This window comes from Shinella kummerowiae, assembly GCF_009827055.1.
Taxonomy (GTDB): Bacteria; Pseudomonadota; Alphaproteobacteria; order Rhizobiales; family Rhizobiaceae; genus Shinella; species Shinella kummerowiae.
Window position 1 is genome coordinate 29,671 of record NZ_WUMK01000013.1, and the last position, 18,864, is coordinate 48,534.

General features: G+C 63.6%; 18 protein-coding genes. 13 read left to right on the plus strand and 5 right to left on the minus strand.

Annotation, left to right across the window (positions count from 1 at the left end; all coding sequences use genetic code 11):
- Positions 1-6 precede the first annotated feature (6 nt).
- The 6 genes from GR138_RS27080 to GR138_RS27105 all read left to right on the plus strand — a co-directional run bounded on the left by GR138_RS27080 (position 7) and on the right by GR138_RS27105 (position 7,029).
- Positions 7-1,707, plus strand: a complete 1,701-nt coding sequence (locus GR138_RS27080) for a methyl-accepting chemotaxis protein (RefSeq protein ID WP_160862381.1) — start codon at positions 7-9, stop codon at positions 1,705-1,707.
- A 193-nt stretch (positions 1,708-1,900) separates the two neighbouring features.
- Positions 1,901-3,709 (plus strand): methyl-accepting chemotaxis protein, encoded by a 1,809-nt coding sequence (locus GR138_RS27085; RefSeq protein ID WP_160862382.1) that lies wholly within the window; start codon positions 1,901-1,903, stop codon positions 3,707-3,709.
- Positions 3,710-3,711: 2 nt separating this feature from the next.
- Positions 3,712-4,206 (plus strand): chemotaxis protein CheW, encoded by a 495-nt coding sequence (locus GR138_RS27090; protein ID WP_160862383.1) that lies wholly within the window; start codon positions 3,712-3,714, stop codon positions 4,204-4,206.
- A 16-nt stretch (positions 4,207-4,222) separates the two neighbouring features.
- Positions 4,223-5,074 (plus strand): CheR family methyltransferase, encoded by an 852-nt coding sequence (locus tag GR138_RS27095; protein ID WP_160862384.1) that lies wholly within the window; start codon positions 4,223-4,225, stop codon positions 5,072-5,074.
- Entirely contained in the window at positions 5,074-6,162 is a 1,089-nt protein-coding gene (locus GR138_RS27100; protein ID WP_160862385.1) for a protein-glutamate methylesterase/protein-glutamine glutaminase, read from the plus strand. Before GR138_RS27095 ends, GR138_RS27100 begins: the two co-directional genes overlap by 1 nt.
- Before the next feature lie 159 nt (positions 6,163-6,321).
- Entirely contained in the window at positions 6,322-7,029 is a 708-nt protein-coding gene (locus GR138_RS27105; RefSeq protein ID WP_160862386.1) for a ParA family protein, read from the plus strand.
- 424 nt (positions 7,030-7,453) lie between these two features.
- On the opposite strand, the gene GR138_RS27110 is transcribed toward GR138_RS27105, so the two are convergent.
- Together GR138_RS27110 and GR138_RS27115 are read right to left on the minus strand one after the other, a co-directional pair.
- Positions 7,454-7,600: a DUF1127 domain-containing protein gene (locus GR138_RS27110; RefSeq protein WP_160862387.1), complete on the minus strand. Its 147-nt coding sequence runs from the start codon at positions 7,598-7,600 to the stop codon at positions 7,454-7,456.
- Between the two features lie 178 nt (positions 7,601-7,778).
- Positions 7,779-8,915 carry an aminotransferase gene (locus tag GR138_RS27115; protein WP_160862388.1) on the minus strand — a complete coding sequence of 379 codons (1,137 nt, stop codon included), beginning with the start codon at positions 8,913-8,915 and terminating at the stop codon, positions 7,779-7,781.
- Positions 8,916-8,991: 76 nt separating this feature from the next.
- On the opposite strand from GR138_RS27115, the gene GR138_RS27120 reads away from it, so the two are divergent.
- Positions 8,992-9,549 (plus strand): helix-turn-helix domain-containing protein, encoded by a 558-nt coding sequence (locus tag GR138_RS27120; RefSeq protein ID WP_246200750.1) that lies wholly within the window; start codon positions 8,992-8,994, stop codon positions 9,547-9,549.
- 4 nt (positions 9,550-9,553) lie between these two features.
- On the opposite strand, the gene chrA is transcribed toward GR138_RS27120, so the two are convergent.
- Positions 9,554-10,954 (minus strand): chromate efflux transporter, encoded by a 1,401-nt coding sequence (gene chrA / locus GR138_RS27125; protein ID WP_160862390.1) that lies wholly within the window; start codon positions 10,952-10,954, stop codon positions 9,554-9,556.
- 130 nt (positions 10,955-11,084) lie between these two features.
- On the opposite strand from chrA, the gene GR138_RS27130 reads away from it, so the two are divergent.
- Genes GR138_RS27130 through GR138_RS27140 form a run of 3 tightly spaced genes read left to right on the plus strand, consistent with a single transcriptional unit; the run spans position 11,085 to position 12,332 of the window.
- Complete coding sequence (locus tag GR138_RS27130) at positions 11,085-11,426, plus strand: metalloregulator ArsR/SmtB family transcription factor (protein ID WP_160862391.1); 342 nt, start codon at positions 11,085-11,087, stop codon at positions 11,424-11,426.
- 11 nt (positions 11,427-11,437) lie between these two features.
- Positions 11,438-11,896 carry an SRPBCC family protein gene (locus tag GR138_RS27135; protein WP_160862392.1) on the plus strand — a complete coding sequence of 153 codons (459 nt, stop codon included), beginning with the start codon at positions 11,438-11,440 and terminating at the stop codon, positions 11,894-11,896.
- Between the two features lie 10 nt (positions 11,897-11,906).
- A complete protein-coding gene (locus GR138_RS27140; protein WP_160862393.1) occupies positions 11,907-12,332 on the plus strand; it encodes a GFA family protein in 426 nt (141 codons plus the stop codon).
- On the opposite strand, the gene GR138_RS27145 is transcribed toward GR138_RS27140, so the two are convergent.
- Entirely contained in the window at positions 12,295-12,795 is a 501-nt protein-coding gene (locus tag GR138_RS27145; protein WP_160862394.1) for an SRPBCC domain-containing protein, read from the minus strand. The genes GR138_RS27140 and GR138_RS27145 overlap by 38 nt on opposite strands.
- Positions 12,796-12,970: 175 nt before the next feature.
- Here GR138_RS27145 and GR138_RS27150 point away from each other — a divergent pair, with 175 nt between their 5' ends.
- The 3 genes from GR138_RS27150 to GR138_RS27160 all read left to right on the plus strand — a co-directional run bounded on the left by GR138_RS27150 (position 12,971) and on the right by GR138_RS27160 (position 17,350).
- A complete protein-coding gene (locus GR138_RS27150) occupies positions 12,971-13,909 on the plus strand; it encodes a GlxA family transcriptional regulator (protein ID WP_160862395.1) in 939 nt (312 codons plus the stop codon).
- A 93-nt stretch (positions 13,910-14,002) separates the two neighbouring features.
- Positions 14,003-14,605 (plus strand): glutathione S-transferase C-terminal domain-containing protein, encoded by a 603-nt coding sequence (locus GR138_RS27155; protein ID WP_160862396.1) that lies wholly within the window; start codon positions 14,003-14,005, stop codon positions 14,603-14,605.
- A 183-nt stretch (positions 14,606-14,788) separates the two neighbouring features.
- A complete protein-coding gene (locus GR138_RS27160) occupies positions 14,789-17,350 on the plus strand; it encodes a GcvT family protein (RefSeq protein WP_160862397.1) in 2,562 nt (853 codons plus the stop codon).
- A 301-nt stretch (positions 17,351-17,651) separates the two neighbouring features.
- On the opposite strand, the gene GR138_RS27165 is transcribed toward GR138_RS27160, so the two are convergent.
- Complete coding sequence (locus tag GR138_RS27165; RefSeq protein ID WP_160862398.1) at positions 17,652-18,851, minus strand: amidohydrolase family protein; 1,200 nt, start codon at positions 18,849-18,851, stop codon at positions 17,652-17,654.
- Positions 18,852-18,864 lie beyond the last annotated feature (13 nt).

An 18,864-nucleotide genomic window follows, 5' to 3' on the forward strand; every position in this document is an offset into this window, starting at 1 on the left:
AGATCCATGCGCTTTACCATCAAACTCAAGCTGTTCCTGACTTTCGGCTTCATGCTTGCCGTCCTCATCGGCACCGCGGCCTATGGCATCATGAGCCTTGGCGGCCTCAACACGACGCTCGGCGACGTGCTGAACGGCCCGGCCGAGCGCCTGAAACTCGCCCAGACACTGAACAATCTGCAACTTCAGCAGATCCGCCAGCAGAAGAACATGCTGTCCTCGACCAGCCCCACCGAGACCAACCGCTATGTCGGCCTGAGCGACGACGCCCGCAAGGAATTCGACGCGACCTTCCAGGAGGTTCTCGGCAAGGCGACGGAACAGGGCAAGGTGCTGTGGAACAAGCTCGACGGCTTCACCGCCGACTTCCGCCGCGACGACGACCGTATCCGCACGCTGGCGCTGGCCGGCGACATGGCCGGCGCCACGCGCGTTTCGACCACGGATGCCCGCGCGGTGACCAACGAGATCGACAAGCTGCTCGACGAGGTCGTCAAGCTCGAGGCCGGCCGCCTGAACGATGCGGAAACTGCGGCCGAAGCGCAATACCAAAGCACCCGCACGATCATGGTGACGGTCGCGACCATCGCGCTCATCGTCGCCACCATCGCCGCGATCTGGATCGTGCTGTCGATCAACCGTGGCATCGGCCGCGCCGTCGGCGTCGTGCAGAATGTGGCGGATGGCGACCTCACCCGCTTTGCCGAGATTTCCACCAAGGATGAACTCGGCGATCTGCTTGGTCACGTCAACACGATGATCGAGCGCCTGCGCGGTGTCGTGGCCGATGCGCTGTCGGCCTCCGACAACGTCTCGTCGGGCAGCCAGGAGCTTTCGGCAAGCTCGGAGGCGCTCTCGCAGGGCGCGACGGAACAGGCATCGTCCGCCGAAGAAGCCTCCGCCTCGATGGAGGAAATGGCCTCCAACATCAAGCAGAACGCCGACAACGCCGCCCAGACCGAAAAGATCGCCCGCCAGTCGTCCAAGGATGCGGAGGCTTCCGGCCAGGCCGTCGGCCGCGCCGTTGGTGCCATGCGCACCATCGCGGAGAAGATTTCCATCGTGCAGGAAATCGCCCGCCAGACCGATCTGCTTGCCCTCAACGCTGCCGTCGAGGCCGCACGCGCCGGCGAACATGGCAAGGGCTTTGCCGTCGTCGCCTCGGAAGTGCGCAAGCTCGCCGAGCGCAGCCAGGCGGCAGCCGCTGAAATCAGTGCACTCTCCGGCGAGACGGTCTCCGTCGCGACCGAAGCGGGCGAAATGCTGAACCGGCTGGTGCCGGATATCCGCAAGACCGCCGAACTGGTGTCGGAAATCTCCGCTGCCTGCCGCGAGCAGGACATCGGCGCCTCGCAGATCAACGAGGCGATCCAGCAGCTCGACAAGGTGACGCAGCAGAACGCCGGCGCCTCGGAAGAGATGTCGGCGACCTCCGAAGAACTTGCCGCCCAGGCGGAAGAGCTTCAGGCCTCCATCGCCTTCTTCCGCGTCGACAATGCGTCGCGCAGGGAGCAGCAGGACCATGCCGGCAAGCTGCGGGCCACCGCCGCGAAGATGGCGACCCCCGTCGCCGCCAAGCGCCCGGTCGCCACGGCAGCCTATCGCCCGGCACCGACGGCCGCCAAGGCCCGCGGCAATGGCTTTGCCCTCGACATGTCGATGGGTGGCCCGGATGCCGACGACGCGGATTTCCGCGAAAGCGCCTGATCAGGAATATGGACGGCGCGCCCGGTGATGGGTGCGCCGTCAGATCGACCCGGCGTGTGTAGGCGCTGGCAAAAGGACCGCCTTCCCGCGGTCCGCGGAAGGGTGAATGTATCGGTCTTCGCGCATAACGGGCCCCGTCGTCTCGGGTGCCCTGCCAACCATACGGCATCTGCGACCAAAGGAGCCCTTCGAAATGCGCTTTACCATCAAACTCAAACTGGCGATCGCCTTCGGCGTCATCATCCTGATGATGGCCGGCACGGCGGTCTACGCCATTATGAGCCTGTCCTCGCTCAACCAGGCGATCACCAACATGATCGCCGGCCCGTCCGCCCGTCTGGAGGCGGCACAGAACCTTGCCAATTACCAGCTTCGCCTGGCCCGCGCGCAGATGAATCTTGCACTTTCCAGCAATCCCCGCGAGGCCGCGATCCATATCGAATCCAGCGACCGCAACCGGCAGCATTTCGAGGAAACCCTCGCAACCCTGGTCAACCTGTCGACCGATCCGGTCGCCATCCAGCAATGGCAGGCCATCGGCGAAAAGGAAAAGCAGCTCATCCGCATCGACGACCAGGTGCGGTCGCTGGTTGCCGCCGGCAATTCGGCCGAGGCCGTGCGCCTCGTCGGCAGCGAAAGCCGCCGCCTGATGGACGAGATCGAAGAGACGATCAATGTCCGCATCGACAGCAACAAGGGGCTGATGAAGCAGGCGGACGAGGATACCGAAGCGCAGTATGCCACGACCCGCAATCTCATCCTTGCCATATCCGGCGTTGCCCTGTTGCTCGCCATCGGTGCTGCCGCCTGGATCGCGCTCAGCATCAATGCCGGCCTGCGCAAGATCCAGTCGGCCGCGCAAGCCGTCGCCATCGGCGATCTCAACCAGACCGTCGAGGTCAAGACGAACGACGAGATCAAGGACCTTGTCAACACGATCAATGTGATGACCGCAAATCTGCGTACCACCGCGTCGATTGCCGACCAGATCGCCAATGGCGACCTGACCGTGACGCCGAAGCCGCTGTCGGACAAGGACACGCTGGGCATTTCGCTGGAAAGCATGGTCGAGCGTTTGCGCGGCGTCGTTGCCGATGCGCTTTCGGCCGCCGACAACGTGTCCTCCGGCAGCCAGGAACTGTCGGCAAGCTCCGAACAGCTCTCGCAGGGCGCGACGGAACAGGCGTCCTCCGCCGAAGAGGCCTCCGCCTCGATGGAGGAGATGGCCTCCAACATCAAGCAGAACGCCGACAACGCCGCCCAGACGGAAAAGATCGCCCGTCAGTCCGCCAAGGACGCCGAGGCTTCGGGCGAAGCGGTGGGCCGCGCCGTCGGCGCCATGCGCACCATCGCGGAGAAGATTTCCATCGTACAGGAAATCGCCCGTCAGACCGATCTGCTCGCCCTCAACGCTGCCGTGGAAGCAGCGCGTGCCGGCGAACATGGCAAGGGTTTTGCCGTCGTCGCCTCGGAGGTGCGCAAGCTCGCCGAGCGCAGCCAGGCGGCAGCCGCCGAAATCAGCGCGCTTTCCGGCCAGACGGTTTCCGTCGCCACCGAAGCGGGAGAAATGCTGAACCGGCTGGTGCCGGATATCCGCAAGACAGCCGAACTGGTGTCGGAAATCTCCGCCGCCTGCCGCGAGCAGGATATCGGCGCCTCGCAGATCAACGAGGCGATCCAGCAGCTCGACAAGGTGACCCAGCAGAATGCCGGCGCCTCGGAAGAAATGTCCGGCACCTCGGAAGAGCTTGCCGCCCAGGCCGAGGAATTGCAGACCTCGATCGCCTTCTTCCGCGTCGACCGCGCTTCCACCGCCTCGACAGTCGCCCAGCGCCGCCCGGCACCAGTTGCGGTCCGCCCGATCGCCAAGTCCGTCGTCGCACCGGTTCGCAAATCCGACAACAGCGTCAACAGCCAGCAGGCGCGCGCCCGCGGCTTTGCCCTCGACATGTCGATGGGCGGCCCGGATGCCGATGACGCAGACTTCAGGGAAAGCGCTTGATCATGGCCGGCACATCCTCCGAATCCCAGTTCGTCACCTTCAGTCTCGACAACGAGGTCTTTGCCGTGCCGGTCTCGGTGGTGCGGGAAATCCTCGACCATGAGGATGCCTTCAAGATCCCGCACGGGCCGGACTACCTGCTCGGGCTTCGGGATGTGCGGGGCCAGGGTGTGCCGGTGATCGATCTGCGTCTTCGTCTCGGCATGACGAAGACGGAGAAGACGCCGCACACGCGGGCCCTCGTGCTCGATGTGCCGATCGGCGACAAGACCCTCACGCTTGGCCTCGTCGCCGACCGGGTCTTCGAGGTCATCCCTTTCCGCGAGGAGGAAATCGAGGGTGCGCCGGATATCGGCGTGCGCTGGCGCTCCGACTACATTGCCGGCGTGGTGCGCCGGAACGGCGGCTTTGTCGTCATCGTCGATCTTGCGCGCCTGTTTTCCGGCGCGGAGGTCGCGATGATGGGCACCGCCAACCGCCTCGCCGCCACGGCATAATTTCAGGAGAACGGGCGTGGGAGCAGCATTGCGCGCGCATGGGGCAGACGAAGGCTTGAGCAGCCGGAACTTCGACGCCCTGTCGCGCTACATCTATGACTATAGCGGCATCAAGATGCCGGTCACGAAGCTGACGATGCTGGAAGGCCGCCTGCGGCGACGGCTGCGGGCGACCGGCATCGCCAACTTCAACGACTATTGCGACTATCTTTTCAAGCACGGCGGCATCGACAAGGAGGCGATCTTCCTCATCGATGCCGTGACGACCAACAAGACCGATTTCTTCCGCGAGCCGAAGCATTTCGAGTACATGGCCGAGACCGGCCTGCCGGAAATGGTGGCCGCCGGCCACAAGCGGCTGCGGCTGTGGAGCGCCGCCTGCTCGATCGGCGCGGAGCCCTATACGATGGCGATGGTGTTGCAGGATTTCATCGATGGCCAGTCCGGTCTCGACTACCGCATCCTCGCCACCGATCTTTCGACCGACGTGCTGCAGGCGGCGCGACGCGGCGTCTATCCGCGCGACATGGTCCAGCCCGTCCCTGCCGACATGAAGCGCCAATATGTCATGACATCGCGGGATGCCGCGCGCGGCGAGGTGCGCATCCATCCGCGCCTGCGCTCGACGATCGGCTTTGCGCGGCTGAACCTCATGGATAGCGCCTACAAGGTCGGCGAGCCGATGCACATGATCTTCTGCCGCAACGTGCTGATCTATTTCGACAAACCGACCCAGGCAAAGGTGCTGTCGAGGCTGTGCGATTGCCTCGTGCCCGGCGGCTTCCTCTATGTGGGCCACTCCGAAACGGTCACCGGCATCACGCTGCCGGTGCGCCAGGTCGCCAACACGGTTTTCAAGAAGATCTGATGCCCCTTCCGGTCAAGAAAATCCGCGTTCTCATCATCGACGACTCGGCCAGCGTGCGCCAGGCGCTGACCCACGTGCTGGAGCAGGATCCGGAGATCGAGGTGATGGGGGCCGCCTCCGACCCTTTCATGGCGGCGAAGAAGATCCAGGAAGAGATCCCCGACGTCATTACGCTGGATGTCGAGATGCCGCGCATGGACGGCATCACCTTCCTGCGCAAGCTGATGTCGCAGCGGCCGATCCCCGTCGTCATGTGCTCGTCGCTCACCGAGGAAGGCTCCGAAACCTTGATGCAGGCGCTGGAGGCCGGCGCCGTCGATATCATCCTGAAGCCGAAGATCGGTGCTGCCGACCATCTCGCCGAATCCGGCACGCGCATCCGCGAGGCGGTCAAGGGTGCTGCCGTGGCGCGTCTTGGCCATGGCCGGCGCTCGGCTGCTGCAAGCGGCACGACGGCAAAACTCACGGCTGACGCCGTTCTGCCACCGCCAAGCGGCCGCGCCATGGCGAAGACGACGGAAATGGTTGCCTGTATCGGCGCTTCGACCGGCGGCACCGAGGCTTTGCGCGTGCTGCTCGAGCAATTGCCGGCGAATTCTCCCGGTATCGTCATCGTGCAGCACATGCCGGAGAAATTCACCGCCGCCTTCGCCAAGCGGCTGAACAGCCTTTGCGAAGTCGAGGTCAAGGAGGCCGTGCATGGCGATCCGGTGCTGCGCGGCCATGTGCTGATCGCGCCCGGCGACAGACACATGATGCTGGAGCGGCAGGGCGCGCGCTATCACGTCGCGGTGCGCGAAGGTCCCCTCGTCTCCCGACACCGGCCATCCGTCGATGTGCTCTTCCGGTCCGCCGCCCGTTCGGCCGGCGGCAATGCAATGGGCGTCATCATGACCGGCATGGGTGACGACGGCGCGCGCGGCATGGCCGAAATGCACCAGGCCGGCGCCTATACCATCGCGCAGGATGAGGCGACTTCGGTGGTTTTCGGCATGCCGAAGGAGGCCATCGCCCATGGCGGCGTCGACCGCATCCTGCCGCTCGACCAGCTTGCCCGCGAAATCCTTGCGGCCGACCGTCGGCGATAGTCTATCCTTTTGTTTTTGCGCCGTTCCGGGCGCAAACCGCATCGCGAAAACACCAGATTTTCACGCGCCATTAACCATAATTGGCGAGGATGACGAAGCACCATGCGGGGTGCGCTGTGATGAGCGATGACCGGCTCACGAACCGATCCGGGGACCATCATGCCTGTCATCACCTTCGCCAACACCAAGGGCGGCGCCGGCAAGACCACCGCCGTGCTGCTGCTCGCGACCGAACTCGCCCGCCTCGGCTTCCGTGTCTCGGTGCTCGACGCCGATCCGCAACACTGGATCACCCGCTGGTATGAAAATTCCGAGGGCCTGCTCGGCAACCGCCTGAACGTTGTGCCCTATGTCACCATGAGCACGATCGACCGGCAGCTCCAGGAAGAGAAGGCCCGCGCCGATTTCGTGCTGATCGACCTGCCGGGTTCGCGCAGCTCGCTGCTGGCCAAGGCGGTTGGATATGCCGACTATGTGCTGATCCCCGTGCAGGGCTCCGCCATGGATGCGCAAGGCGGCGCAAACGTCATCGAACTGCTGCACTATCTTGAAGACAAGGCTGATATCCGCATTCGCCATTCCGTCGTGCTCACCCGCGTCAATTCCATGGTGACGACGCGCGCCATGACGGCCGTCAAGGATCTGCTCGCCGCCCGCCGGGTGCATCTGCTCGAAACGCCGATCATCGAACGCGCGGCTTTCCGCGACATGTTCGGCTGCGGCGGCACGCTGTATTCGATGGACGCGAAACGTGTCAGCAATCTCGACAAGGCGCAGGAGAATGCCCGGGCGCTGGCGCTGGAGGTGCTGAAGCAGATTCCCGCGGCCCAATATGCCGGCGCGCCGAGCCTTCGAAGCGTCGCCTGAAAGCGTCTTCGTACCGTCGATTTCGAGAGGCCGTGGTTTCCGCGGCCTTTTTCATTTTGGAGAAACGAGGGTCCAGAAATGGAAAAGCCTGCCGCGGGAGGAGGTGCGGCAGGCTTTCCGATAGAACCGAATGACGACTGGGAGGAGGAGTGTCGCCATTCCCGCAGTCGGCCCTGGGAGGAGGAGTGGGCCTTCTGCAACATCGAAGCTTCGTGGGAGGAGGTACGTTGCTTCGATAAATATGACTATATGCGATTCTTGATCATTTCATAGGCATTGTTTTGCAAAGCAGCTATGCGTTATGCGCGTATCGAATATCTCAACTTGCCGAACCAATCCCAGCTCGAGAGTTTCTCTTCGCACATGCGAAGACGCCCGCCGAGGGGCGGGCGTCTTCAAATTCTGCCGGTAGACAGCGCGTCGATCAGAAGCCGACGGCGGCGCGGGCGACCGACTTGATTTCCGAGCGCTCGATGCCGAGGTCGCGCAGTTCGCGTGCGGTCATGCGGTCGAGTTCGTTGACGGTCTGACGGTATTTGCGCCAATTGCTGAAGGAACGTGCCATGTTCATGATGATCCCCTTTCGTGAGGCTCTCTGTTCGGCACCTTTCCGTGGCGCCGCGTCTTTCGATGGCCGTTTTATAGCTCCATGCTGCAATGCGGAACAGCGCTAAGCCGACACGCCACCCATGCGATTGGCGCATGGGTCTTTTAAGCTTTCCTTCAGGAAACGAGCGAAAAATCAGCCATCAGGCCGCTAAATTGGCCCTTTCCTCTGCCAAAAAGGCCGAAATCCGCTGCAAACCCGCGCGCAACACGTCTTCGCCGTTCGTGTAGCCGATGCGCAGGTATCCCTCCATGTCCATGGCGATGCCGGGTGTCAGCATGACGCCGGTGCGCTCCAGGAGCCGGATGCAAAAAGCCTCCGAGGTGATCGGCAGGTCGTATTTCAGCAATGCCGTCGTGCCCGATTTCGGCTTGACCCAGGAGATCAGCGGCTCACCGTCCACCCATTCGGCAAGGATGGCGAGGTTGGTGCGGGTGATGGCGTGGCTGCGGGCGAGGATCTTGTCGCGGTTTTCCAGCGCGATGGCGGCGAAATGATCGTCCAGCATGCCGACACTGATCGTATTGTAGTCGCGGTGGATCGAGACGGCGTGTAGCAGGTCCTTCGGCCCGACGATCCAGCCGAGGCGCAAGCCCGCCAGGGAATAGGTCTTCGACATGCTGCCGGTGCTGATGCCCTTTTCGTAGAGATCGGCGATCGAGGCGGTGATGCCGTTGCCGTGCTGGTCGGTGCCGCGATAGACCTCGTCGCACAGGATCCAGGCGCCGCAGGCCCGCGCGATCCCGACGACCTCGAGCAGGAAATCCCGATCCATCAGCGCGCCGGTCGGATTGTTCGGGTTGTTGAGGCAGATGAGCCTGGTGCCGGGCGTCGCAAGGCGGCGCAATTCCGCCAGGTCCGGCAGGAAGCCGTGCTCTTCCGCCAGCTTCAGGATCTGCACGTCCGCGCCAAAACTTTCCGGAATGGAATAGTGCTGCTGGTAGGTGGGCAGGACCGAGATAACCCGGTCGCCCGGTTCCACCAGCGTCTCGTGCACCAGCGCATTGGCGCCGATCGCGCCGTGGGTCACGACGACATTGTCCGATGCCTGTTCTTCATACATGCCGGCGATCAGGCCACGCAGCCGCTCGCTGCCTTCGATGGCGCCGTAGGTCAGCTTCATCGGCAGGAGTTCGGCGAGGATATCGTCCCGCTTGCCGGCCATATCCAGGAGTTCCGCAACGGTCAGCGATTCCACGCAGGTTTCAGCGAGGTTCAGCTCGCAATGGTTCTCGTAGCGGTTCATCCAGATTTCAACTCCGAAATCGCGTATCTTCATGGCCGGGTCCTTTCGGGTTAGAAGGCGGCATGCGGCAACACCGCCCATTCAATATCGGGACGATATGAGCAATATATTGCACAGTCAAGAACGCGGCGACGTGCTCGCCCATGTCTCCGGCAACCTGCGGCGCCTGCGGCAGACGGCCGGACTCAGCCAGGCGGCGCTCGCAGAAGCGTCCGGCATCAGCCGGCGCATGATCGTCGCCCTCGAAGGCGGGGACGCTAATATCAGCCTGTCCAGCCTGGACAAACTCGCCGGCGCGATCGGTGTCGGTTTCGTCGATCTGGTGCGCGATCCCGCTCAGGCCACTTCCGCCGAGATCAACGAGGTGACGTGGCGGGGCGCCGATCCTGCAAGCACTGCGGTGCTGCTCGGCTCGGCGCCGGCGACAAAGGAGACACAGATGTGGCTCTGGTCGCTCGGACCCGGCGAGCGCTACGATGCCGAGCCGGATCCGGCAGGCTGGCACGAGATGGTGTTCGTGACGGAAGGCACGCTGCAACTGGAGCTCTCCGGCACCGCGAAGCACTATGCCGCCGGCACATTCGCCGTCTACGGCACCGACCGCAGCTACGCCTATGCCAATCCCGGCACCGAAACGGTTCGCTTCATACGCAACGTGATTTCTTGACGCCTCAGCCGGCCAGCAGCGTCCAGGCCATCCCGGCAACGGCGCACAGGCCGAGCGTCAGCAATACCGACGCCTTGAGACGGAAGAGCGCGAAGGCCGCAGCGACCGCCAGCAGGGCGGCGGGCAGGATGATCGTCGCGACGACTGGCAACTCGACATGCAGCGGCCCGGCGGCAAACACCGTCACGCCGGCAAACAGCGTGTGCACGGCCAACCAGACCGCGAGGTTGAGGATGACGCCGACGACGGCCGCGGTTATGGCCGACATGGCCCCTGACAGCGCCACATTGCCGCGCAGCCGTTCGATGAAGGGCGCGCCGAGGAAGATCCAGAGGAAACACGGCACGAAGGTGACCCAGGTGGTGAGGATCGCCGCCAGCGTCGCGGCCGTCATGGGATCGAGACTGCCCGGATTTCGATAGGCGCCGAGGAAGCCGACGAATTGCAGCACCATGATGAGCGGCCCCGGCGTCGTCTCCGCCATGCCGAGCCCGTCGAGCATTTCGCCGGGGTTAAGCCAGCCGTAGTGCTGGACCGCTTCCTGCGCGACATAGGCGAGTGCTGCATAGGCCCCACCGAAGGTGACGACCGCCATCTTGCTAAAGAAGGTGCCGATCTCTGCGAAGACGCTGTTTCCGCCGGCGAAAAACCAGATCAGCAGGACAGGCCCGAGCCAGAGACAGACAAGTGCGGCCGAAATCTTCAGGGACCAGGCGAGGTTGGGACGGGCATGAGCAGGCGTGGCCTCGCCCAGCAGCGAATCACGATCCTGAAGTACGGCCCCCCTGGCGGCCGCATGACCGCTCAGGGTGCGGAAAAGCCGCGACCCGGATTTCGAGCCCAGATAACCCACAAGGGCGGCGACGAGAACGATGAGCGGGAACGGCACCTTGAAGGCGAAGATGGCGACGAAAGCGGCCGCAGCGATGGCGATCATCGCTGGATTAGCGAGCGCCCGGCTGCCGATGCGGAACACCGCCTGCACGACCACTGCCAGCACCGCCGCCTTGAGGCCGAAGAACAGGCCCTCGACCAAACTCGCATCGCCAAAGATGACATAGATGTAGCTCAGCGCCAGGATGGCAAGAAAGCCCGGCAGGATGAACAGCAGGCCGGCGGCGATGCCACCGGGCGTGCGGTGCATCAGCCAGCCGATATAGACGGCGAGCTGCTGGGCTTCCGGCCCCGGCAGCAACATGCAGTAGTTCAGGGCGTGCAGAAAACGGCTCTCGCCGATCCAGCGTTTTTCATCGACGACGATGCGGTGCATGACCGCGATCTGCCCTGCCGGGCCACCGAAGCTGAGGGCCGCGACACGCGCCCAGACGCGCAACGCCTCGCCGAAGGGCACGCCGTGGCCGGCCGGTTCCGTTGGATCGGCCGGCGAGGCCCCGCTGTTGCTCATCAAGAAATCCCTCTTGCCGTCGCGATCAATCGCAGCGGCCCCCTCCCCTGTCAAGTCGCGGCCGGGCTTGACGGATTGGCGCGATGGCTTTATTAAACTCATAAGCTAATTAACCTGATGGATAAATAATGTGAGCGACCCGCTGAGCTTGACCTTCGCCGCCCTCGCGGACCCAACACGCCGGGCTATCCTTGCACGACTTTCCGAAGGGGATGCGACAGTCAACGACATCGCCGCACCTTTCGCCATGAGCCTCCCGGCCGTCTCGAAGCACCTGAAGGTGCTGGAAACGGCCGGCCTCATCACCCGCAGCCGCACGGCCCAGTGGCGTCCTTGCCATCTCGAGGCCGCACCGCTGAAGGACGCGAACGGCTGGATTTCCCGCTACCGGCGTTTCTGGGAGGCGAGCTTCGACCGGCTAGACGATTATCTCGCGGAATTGCAGGCCGGCGACCCGGACAAGAAGAGCTGAGGAGGAAGACGATGCAACAGACCGCCAAACCCACCGAACCGATCGGCCTTGTCATCGAGCGCCTGATCGACGCGCCGTCTTCCCTCGTCTTCAAGGTCTGGACCACGCCGGAGCACATGGCCCGCTGGCTGGGGCCGAAGGATTTTTCGTCCCATTCGATCCGTCTGGATTTTCGCCCGGGCGGCGCCTGGTCGGCCGTCATCCGCTCACCAGAGGGCGAGGACTACCCGATGGGCGGCACCTATCGCGAGATCGTCGAAAACCGCCGCATCGTCTTCACCTTCCGCTGGACCGGGGAAGACGGGCCGGACACGCTGGTAACCGTCACCTTCGACGATCTGGGAACAAGGACGCGGCTGACCTTCGCGCAGACGCCCTTCGATACCGTTGAATCCCGCGACAGCCATGCAGAGGGCTGGGGCGAATGCCTCGATCGGCTCGTTGCCTACATCCTGGAAAACCGCACCTGAGGAGGAAGCGATGAAGAAGACCTATCACGGCAGCTGCCATTGCGGCGCCATCCGCTATGAATGCGTGCTCGATTTCGACGAGGGTCTGCGGCGCTGCAACTGCTCCTTCTGCCGGCGCACGCGCATGCTGAAAACCTTCACGAAGCGCGAGGATTTCAAGCTGCTTTCCGGCGGGGATCACCTCGTCAGCTACCGCGCCGACACATCAGGCTGGCCGGTCGGCGACGTCGACCACTATTTCTGCAAGCGCTGCGGCATCCGCCCGTTCTCGCGCGGCTACCTCAAGGATTTCATGGGACATTTCTATTGCATCAATGCCGGCACGCTCGACGACGTCTCCGAGGAAGAGTTCAGCGCAGCACCCGTCATCTACGAGAACGGCCTGGCGGACGACTTCTTCAACCCGCCGCCGGAGAACCTGAGAGCGCACCTGTAACCCCGGCGCGTGCCGTGCGCTGGAGGTAACCATCCATCGCCTCCAGCATGGCCCGCCAGCCGTCGCGATGGTCGTCGGCCTTGTCGCGGCCATCGAAATAGCTGCCCTGCTCGACAAACCGCATGCGCGTGCCGCCCTGCACCGTTTCGAAGGTGACCACCACCGTGCCCGCGAAGGTGAGCGTGCCACCCTCGCGCAGCAGGCTGGCATAGACGATGCGTTTCTCCGGCATGATTTCCAGACAACGGTTTTCGTTGAGATAGGTCGGACCATCCTTCGAGCCGAACCGGCAGATATCGCTTTCGCCGACAGTGAAGCGGAAGCGCTCGAAATGCATCTGCCAGTCCGGGCCGGGATCGCCCCAGGCCCGCTGCGCGGCCTCTTCCGCCCAGGCCGAAAAAACCGCCGCGGCTGGCGCTGCGAAGGTTTTGGTGATGTCGATGGTTCCCTGTTCGATGCTCATGTTATCCTCTCCTGTGCGATTGGTGATGACGCAGCATGGCGTAGTGGACGCCCACCGCGTAGAGACGTTCTCGACATATTCGGGGCAAATGTGCCAAACTCCGACCATGCCATCACGCCCCAGACCAACCGCCCCCCTGACCGTTGCCATCCTTTCGCTTCCCGAAAGCGGAACCATGGCGTCCTATGGCCTGCACGAGGTTCTGGGCGAAGCCGGCCGCGGTCCAAACGCATCGCACAGTCTTCGCCCCACGCTCGTTGCAGCCAAGACGGACGCCTATGAGGCGGGCGACCGGCTGCGCGTGACACCGCAGCGGGGACTGGACGGCCGCACCGCCGATATCGTGATCATCTGCGACATTCATCTCGATCCGGGCATGTCGCCGGAGGGCCGCTGGCAGGAGGAAATCGGTTGGGTGCGTCAGCATATCGAAGCCGATGCGCTGGTCTGCTCGGCGTGCAGCGGCGCGGTATTGCTGGCCGAAGCCGGCCTGCTCGACGGCGCGGAGGCGGCGTCGCACTGGATCATGGCGGACCTGTTTCGTGACCGCTATCCGGCGGTGAAATTCCGGTCGGAGCGCATTCTCTGTGACAGCGGGCGCGCCGGGCGGCTGATCACGACCGGCGGCGCCTCGTCCTGGCAGGACCTAGCGCTCTATCTCATCGGCCGCTTCTGCGGCGCGGAGGAAGCGGCACGCATCGCGCGGCTCTTCGTCATCGGCGACCGACGCGAAGGCCAGCTTCCCTTTGCCGCCATGGCCCGGCCGCGCCAGCACGGCAATGCCGCCATCGCCGACGTGCAGACCTGGCTCGCCGACAACTATGCCAGCCCGAACCCGGTGACGGCGATGGTCGTGCGCTCTGGCATGGCGGAGCGCACCTTCAAGCGGCAGTTCAAGGCCGCGACGGGTTATGCACCGGTGGACTATGTGCAGGCAATGCGTATCGAGGAAGCCAAGCAGATGCTGGAAACCGAGCCGACCGCCATCGAAGACATCGCCGTTGCGGTCGGCTACGAGGATCCGACCTTCTTCCGCAAGCTCTTCCGCCGCCACGTCGGGGTGACGCCGGCACAATACCGCCAGCGCAACCGGTTGCGCACGCTCGGCGATTAATGGCCTGTTTGCCCCGAAGACAGCCGATTTGCCTCTAACGTCTCCGCACAATCGCCGTCAGATTGGTTTCATCACAAACCGAGGAGACGCGTGATGGACTTCTACTATTCCCCAACCGCCTGCAGCCAGGCCGCCCATATCCTGCTGCACGAAACCGGCCTGTCCTTCCGGCCGCACAAGGTCGATATCTACCAGGGCAAGCTGGAGGACGGCAGCGGCTACACTGTGGTCAACCCGAACGGCTATGTGCCGGCACTCGTCTTCGACGATGGCATGCTGCTGACGGAGAATGTCGCGCTGCTCGACTGGATCGCCATGCAGGGCGACGGCCTTGTCCCGGATGGCGCCTTTGGCCGCACGCGTCACCTGCAAATGCTGGCCTTCATCTCGACGGAACTGCAAAAGCCGTTCGTGCGGCTGTTCTTCGCCGAAGGCGAGGAGGACAAGGCGTTTCTTGCCGCAGCACTTACCCGGCGGTTCGACTGGATCGCCACCCGCATCGAAGGCACCTATCTGTTCGGCGACCACTTCTCCGCATCTGACGCGTTTCTCTATGTGATGCTGCGGTGGGCGGCAATGTGCGGCCACACCGTGCCGGCCGCTCTGCAACGGCTTGCGGGCCGGATCGAAACACGTCCGGCGGTGCGCAAGGTGCTTGCAGGGGAAGCGGTCGAACCGCTTGGCATGGCGGCATAACGCCAGCGAAAAGCGTTGCGCCGGCCGGGTGATCCTTTAGGGTCTCGCCGCCGGCGCAGGATATCGCGGCCCGCGCCTGTTCCGGCGACTGTCGGAACTGGTCGCGGACCCGTCGCAGACAGGCTGCACTGGCACCGAACGAGGCCCTAAAATCGGCCGCAATATTTCATCGGGGTCCAGCACATGGCAGAGTTTCCGCAAAAGGCGAAGGTCGTCATCATCGGTTTGGGTGGCATCGTGGGCGCGTCGATCGCCCATCATCTCATCGAGCGCGGATGGGACGACATCGTGGGCATCGACAAGTCGGGCATTCCGACCGACATCGGTTCGACGGCGCATGCCTCGGACTTCTGCTACACGACGAGCCATGACTATCTCTCGGTCTGGACCACCCAGTACTCGATCGATTTCTACGAGAAGATGGGCCACTACGCCCGCATCGGCGGCCTGGAAGTCGCCCGCACCGGCGATGACACCTGGATGGAAGAGATCAAGCGCAAGCTTTCCTCCGCCAAGGCTTTCGGCACCCGCGCGCACTACGTCTCGCCGGCCGAAATCAAGGAGATGTTCCCGCTGATCGAGCAGGATCAGGTGATGGGCGGTATGTTCGATCCGGATGCCGGCCTCGTCGTGCCGCGCTCGCAGACGGTTGCCGGCAAGCTGGTCGATGCGGCCGAAAAGTCCGGCAAGCTGCAGGTCTACGGCAACACGCCGGCCCAGTCGCTGATCGTCGAGGGCGGCCGCATCAAGGGCGTCGTCACCCATCGCGGCACGATCATGGCGGACCACGTCATCGTCTGCGCCGGCATCTGGGGTCGCCTGATCGCCGCAATGGTCGGCGAGGACCTGCCCGTCATGCCGGTCGACCATCCGCTGACCTTCTTCGGCCCGTACAACGAATTCGAAGGCACCGGCAAGGAAATCGGCTATCCCTTGCTGCGCGACCAGGGCAACTCCGCCTATATGCGCGACACCGGCGACCCGAAGACCACCGAGGGCGGCCAGATCGAATGGGGTTACTACGAGCAGACCAATCCGCGCCTCTGCCATCCGCGCGACATTCTCGAAAAACATGAGGCGCGCCTGTCGCCCTCGCAGCGCGACCTCGACATGGAGCAGATCCTCGAGCCGCTCGAAAAGGCCATGGAGCTGACGCCGATCCTCGGCGAGCTCGGCTACAACGAAGGCCATTCCTTCAACGGCCTGCTGCAGGTTTCCGCCGCCGGCGGCCCGTCCTGCGGCGAGAGCCAGAAGGTACGCGGCCTGTGGTACTGCGTTGCCATCTGGGTGAAGGACGGCCCCGGCTACGGCAAGCTGATTGCCGACTGGATGACCGACGGCCGCACCGAGATCGACCACAACTCGATCGACTACTCGCGCTTCTACCCGCACCAGCTGACGGAAGAGTTCATCGAGGGCCGCTCTTACGAGGCTGCCCAGAAGATCTATTTCCCGGCCGTACACAACCGCGAACCCTATGCCTCCGGTCGCGGCGCCAAGCGCTCGCCCTTCCATGAGCGCGAAAAGGAACTCGGCGGCTACTTCATGGAACTCGGCGGCTGGGAGCGTGCGCACGGCTACGCCGCCAACGAACACCTGCTGGAAAAATACGGCAACCGCGTTCCGGTGCGCGAAAACGAATGGGACAGCCGCCATTTCTGGCGCGTGTCCAACGCCGAGCATCTGGCGATGAGCGAGGATTGCGGCATCGTCAACCTCTCGCATTTCCACATGGTGGATATCGAAGGCCCTGACCATGTCGAGCTGCTCGAATGGCTCTGCGCGGCAAAAATCGGCGGCGACGGCAATATCGGCAAGGGCGTCTATACCCACTTCCTCGACGACGAGGGCATGGTGCGCGCCGACTTCACGGTCTTCCGCATGGCCGACCGCTGCCGCCTCGTCAACGGTGCGGACGCCGGCCCGCGCGACTTCCATTATATGAAGCGCGTTGCCGAGGATCGCGGCCTCGACGTCACCATCACCGACACCTCGGAAAAGTACATCACCATCGGCATCTGGGGGCCGAACGCCCGTGAGAACCTGAAGAAGGTGGTGGCGGATCCGGCCGGTCTGGACCAGGAAAACTTCGCCTTCGCCGCGATCAAGCAGATCGAAATCGCCGGCAAGAATGTGACCGCCTTCCGCATCTCCTATGTCGGCGAGCAGGGCTGGGAACTGCATATGAAGTATGAGGACGGCCTTGCCGTCTGGGATGCGCTGCGCTCCACCGGCGTCATGGCCTTCGGCGTCGAGACCTATGCCAACTCGCGCCGCATGGAAAAGAGCCTGCGCCTGCAGAATGCCGACCTGCTGACCCAGTACAACCTCATCGAAGCCGACCTTGCCCGTCCGAAGGTCAAGGAAGCCGATTTCCGGGGCAAGGCCAAGCATCTGGAATACAAGGCGCGCGACCACCAGCCCGCCATGCTCTGCACGCTGGTCATGACCGAAAACACAGACAAGGCTGGCGTAAAACGCTACCCGCTCGGCAACCTGCCGGTCATGGATCCAGAAACCGGCGAGGTGTTGATCGACGAGCTCGGCCGCCGCTCCTACACAACCTCGATCGCCTTCGGCCCGACCATCGGCAAGAACATCGCGCTGGCCTATCTGCCGCACGCCTATTGCCAGGAAGGCCGCAAGCTCAACATCGAGTACTTTGCCGAGACCTACCCGGTCGAGGTGGTCGGCATCGGCTACAAGCCGCTGTACGACCCGGAGAACTCGAAGCCGCGGACGTAAGCCATTTCAAGCAGCAAAAAGAAAGGGCGTGCCGATGGCACGCCTTTTTGTTTTGAATGGCTTGGATGCTTTGGATGCCTCTGCATCCTCCTTCCGGTTCCCTCCACATTCGTCTCCTTCGTCATCCTCGGGCTTGACCCGAGGATCCATCCACACGCGCTGAGTTTGCCGCGTGGATCCTCGGGTCAAGCCCGAGGATGACGGAGGAGAGCTAAGCGGTCATTTGAAGGGTAATAGACGAGGCACGATCAGGCCGAGAGCTACCAAACCTCACCAATGCCAGCTTTCTTCGAGAGGGTGTCTACCGGATCACATGTCCATTCTCCGCAACCAACCGCCCGCCCTTGAACACCCGCCGCCCCTTCGGCACCGCGACCACCGCTTCGGGCACATGCTCCGCCGCAAGCGTCACAAAATCGGCCTTGGCCCCGACCGCGATGCCGTAGTCTTCGACGCCGAGCGCCTTGGCGCTCGCTGCGGTCACGACATCGAACGCAGCAGAGAGCTCTTCGTCCGTGTAGAAGCCGGAGCGGTAGCCGATCATCATCGCGCGGCCGAGCATGTCGCCGTCGCCATAGGGCCACCAGGAATCACGGATGTTGTCGCTGCCGGCGAAGACGGTGACGCCCTCGGCACGCAGCAGGGCAACCGGCGGGAAGGCGTGATCGCCGGGCGCATTGGTCATGATCGAGACGCCGGCAGCGGCGATCTTCGCGCCGATGCGGCGGGCAGCGTCCGCATCGAGATCGCCGAGGCCATAGGCGTGGCTGATCGCCACCTTGCCCTGCATGCCGAGCGCCACGGTGCGTGCGCAGATTTCCTCGACGGTGAAGGCACCGAGCGAACCGAAATCGTGCAGGTGGATATCGACGCCGACACCGCGGTTGTCCGCCACGCCGAAGACCACGTCGAGATGGCCATTCAGGTCGCGGTCGAAGCTTGCCGGGTCGAGCCCGCCGACGAGATCGGCGCCCATGCCAATCGCCTCGTCCAGCAATTCGCGTGTGCCAGGGCTTTTCAGGATGCCGCTCTGCGGGAAGGCGACAAGCTGGATATCGATGATGCCGCGATATTCCTCGCGGATTTTCAGGATCGTCTCCAGCGACGCCAGCCCAACCGAGCCATCCACCATGACGTGGCTGCGCATGTGGAGAGAACCGTTGGCAATACAGAGTTCGAGCTGCTTGCGGGCGCGCTCCTCCATGGGCGCGGCGGTAGCCATGTTCTCGGCCTGGAAGGCAACGCGCTCGTGGACGTCAAAACCGTTGGTGCAGGGTTTGTGCGGGATCCATGTGTCGCCGTAGAAGCTGGTATCGAGATGGATATGCCCCTCGACGAAGCCCGGGACAAGCAACGCGCCGGCGATGTCCACCTGTCTTGCCGCGCCCGCCGTCGCACCGGCGTTCTCGATCGAAACGACGCGGCCCGCGGCAACGCCGATATCCTTCAGCGAGCCATCCGCCAGTTTCGCATTGGTGAAAAGCGTGTCGATCCTGGCCATGATGTCGCATCTC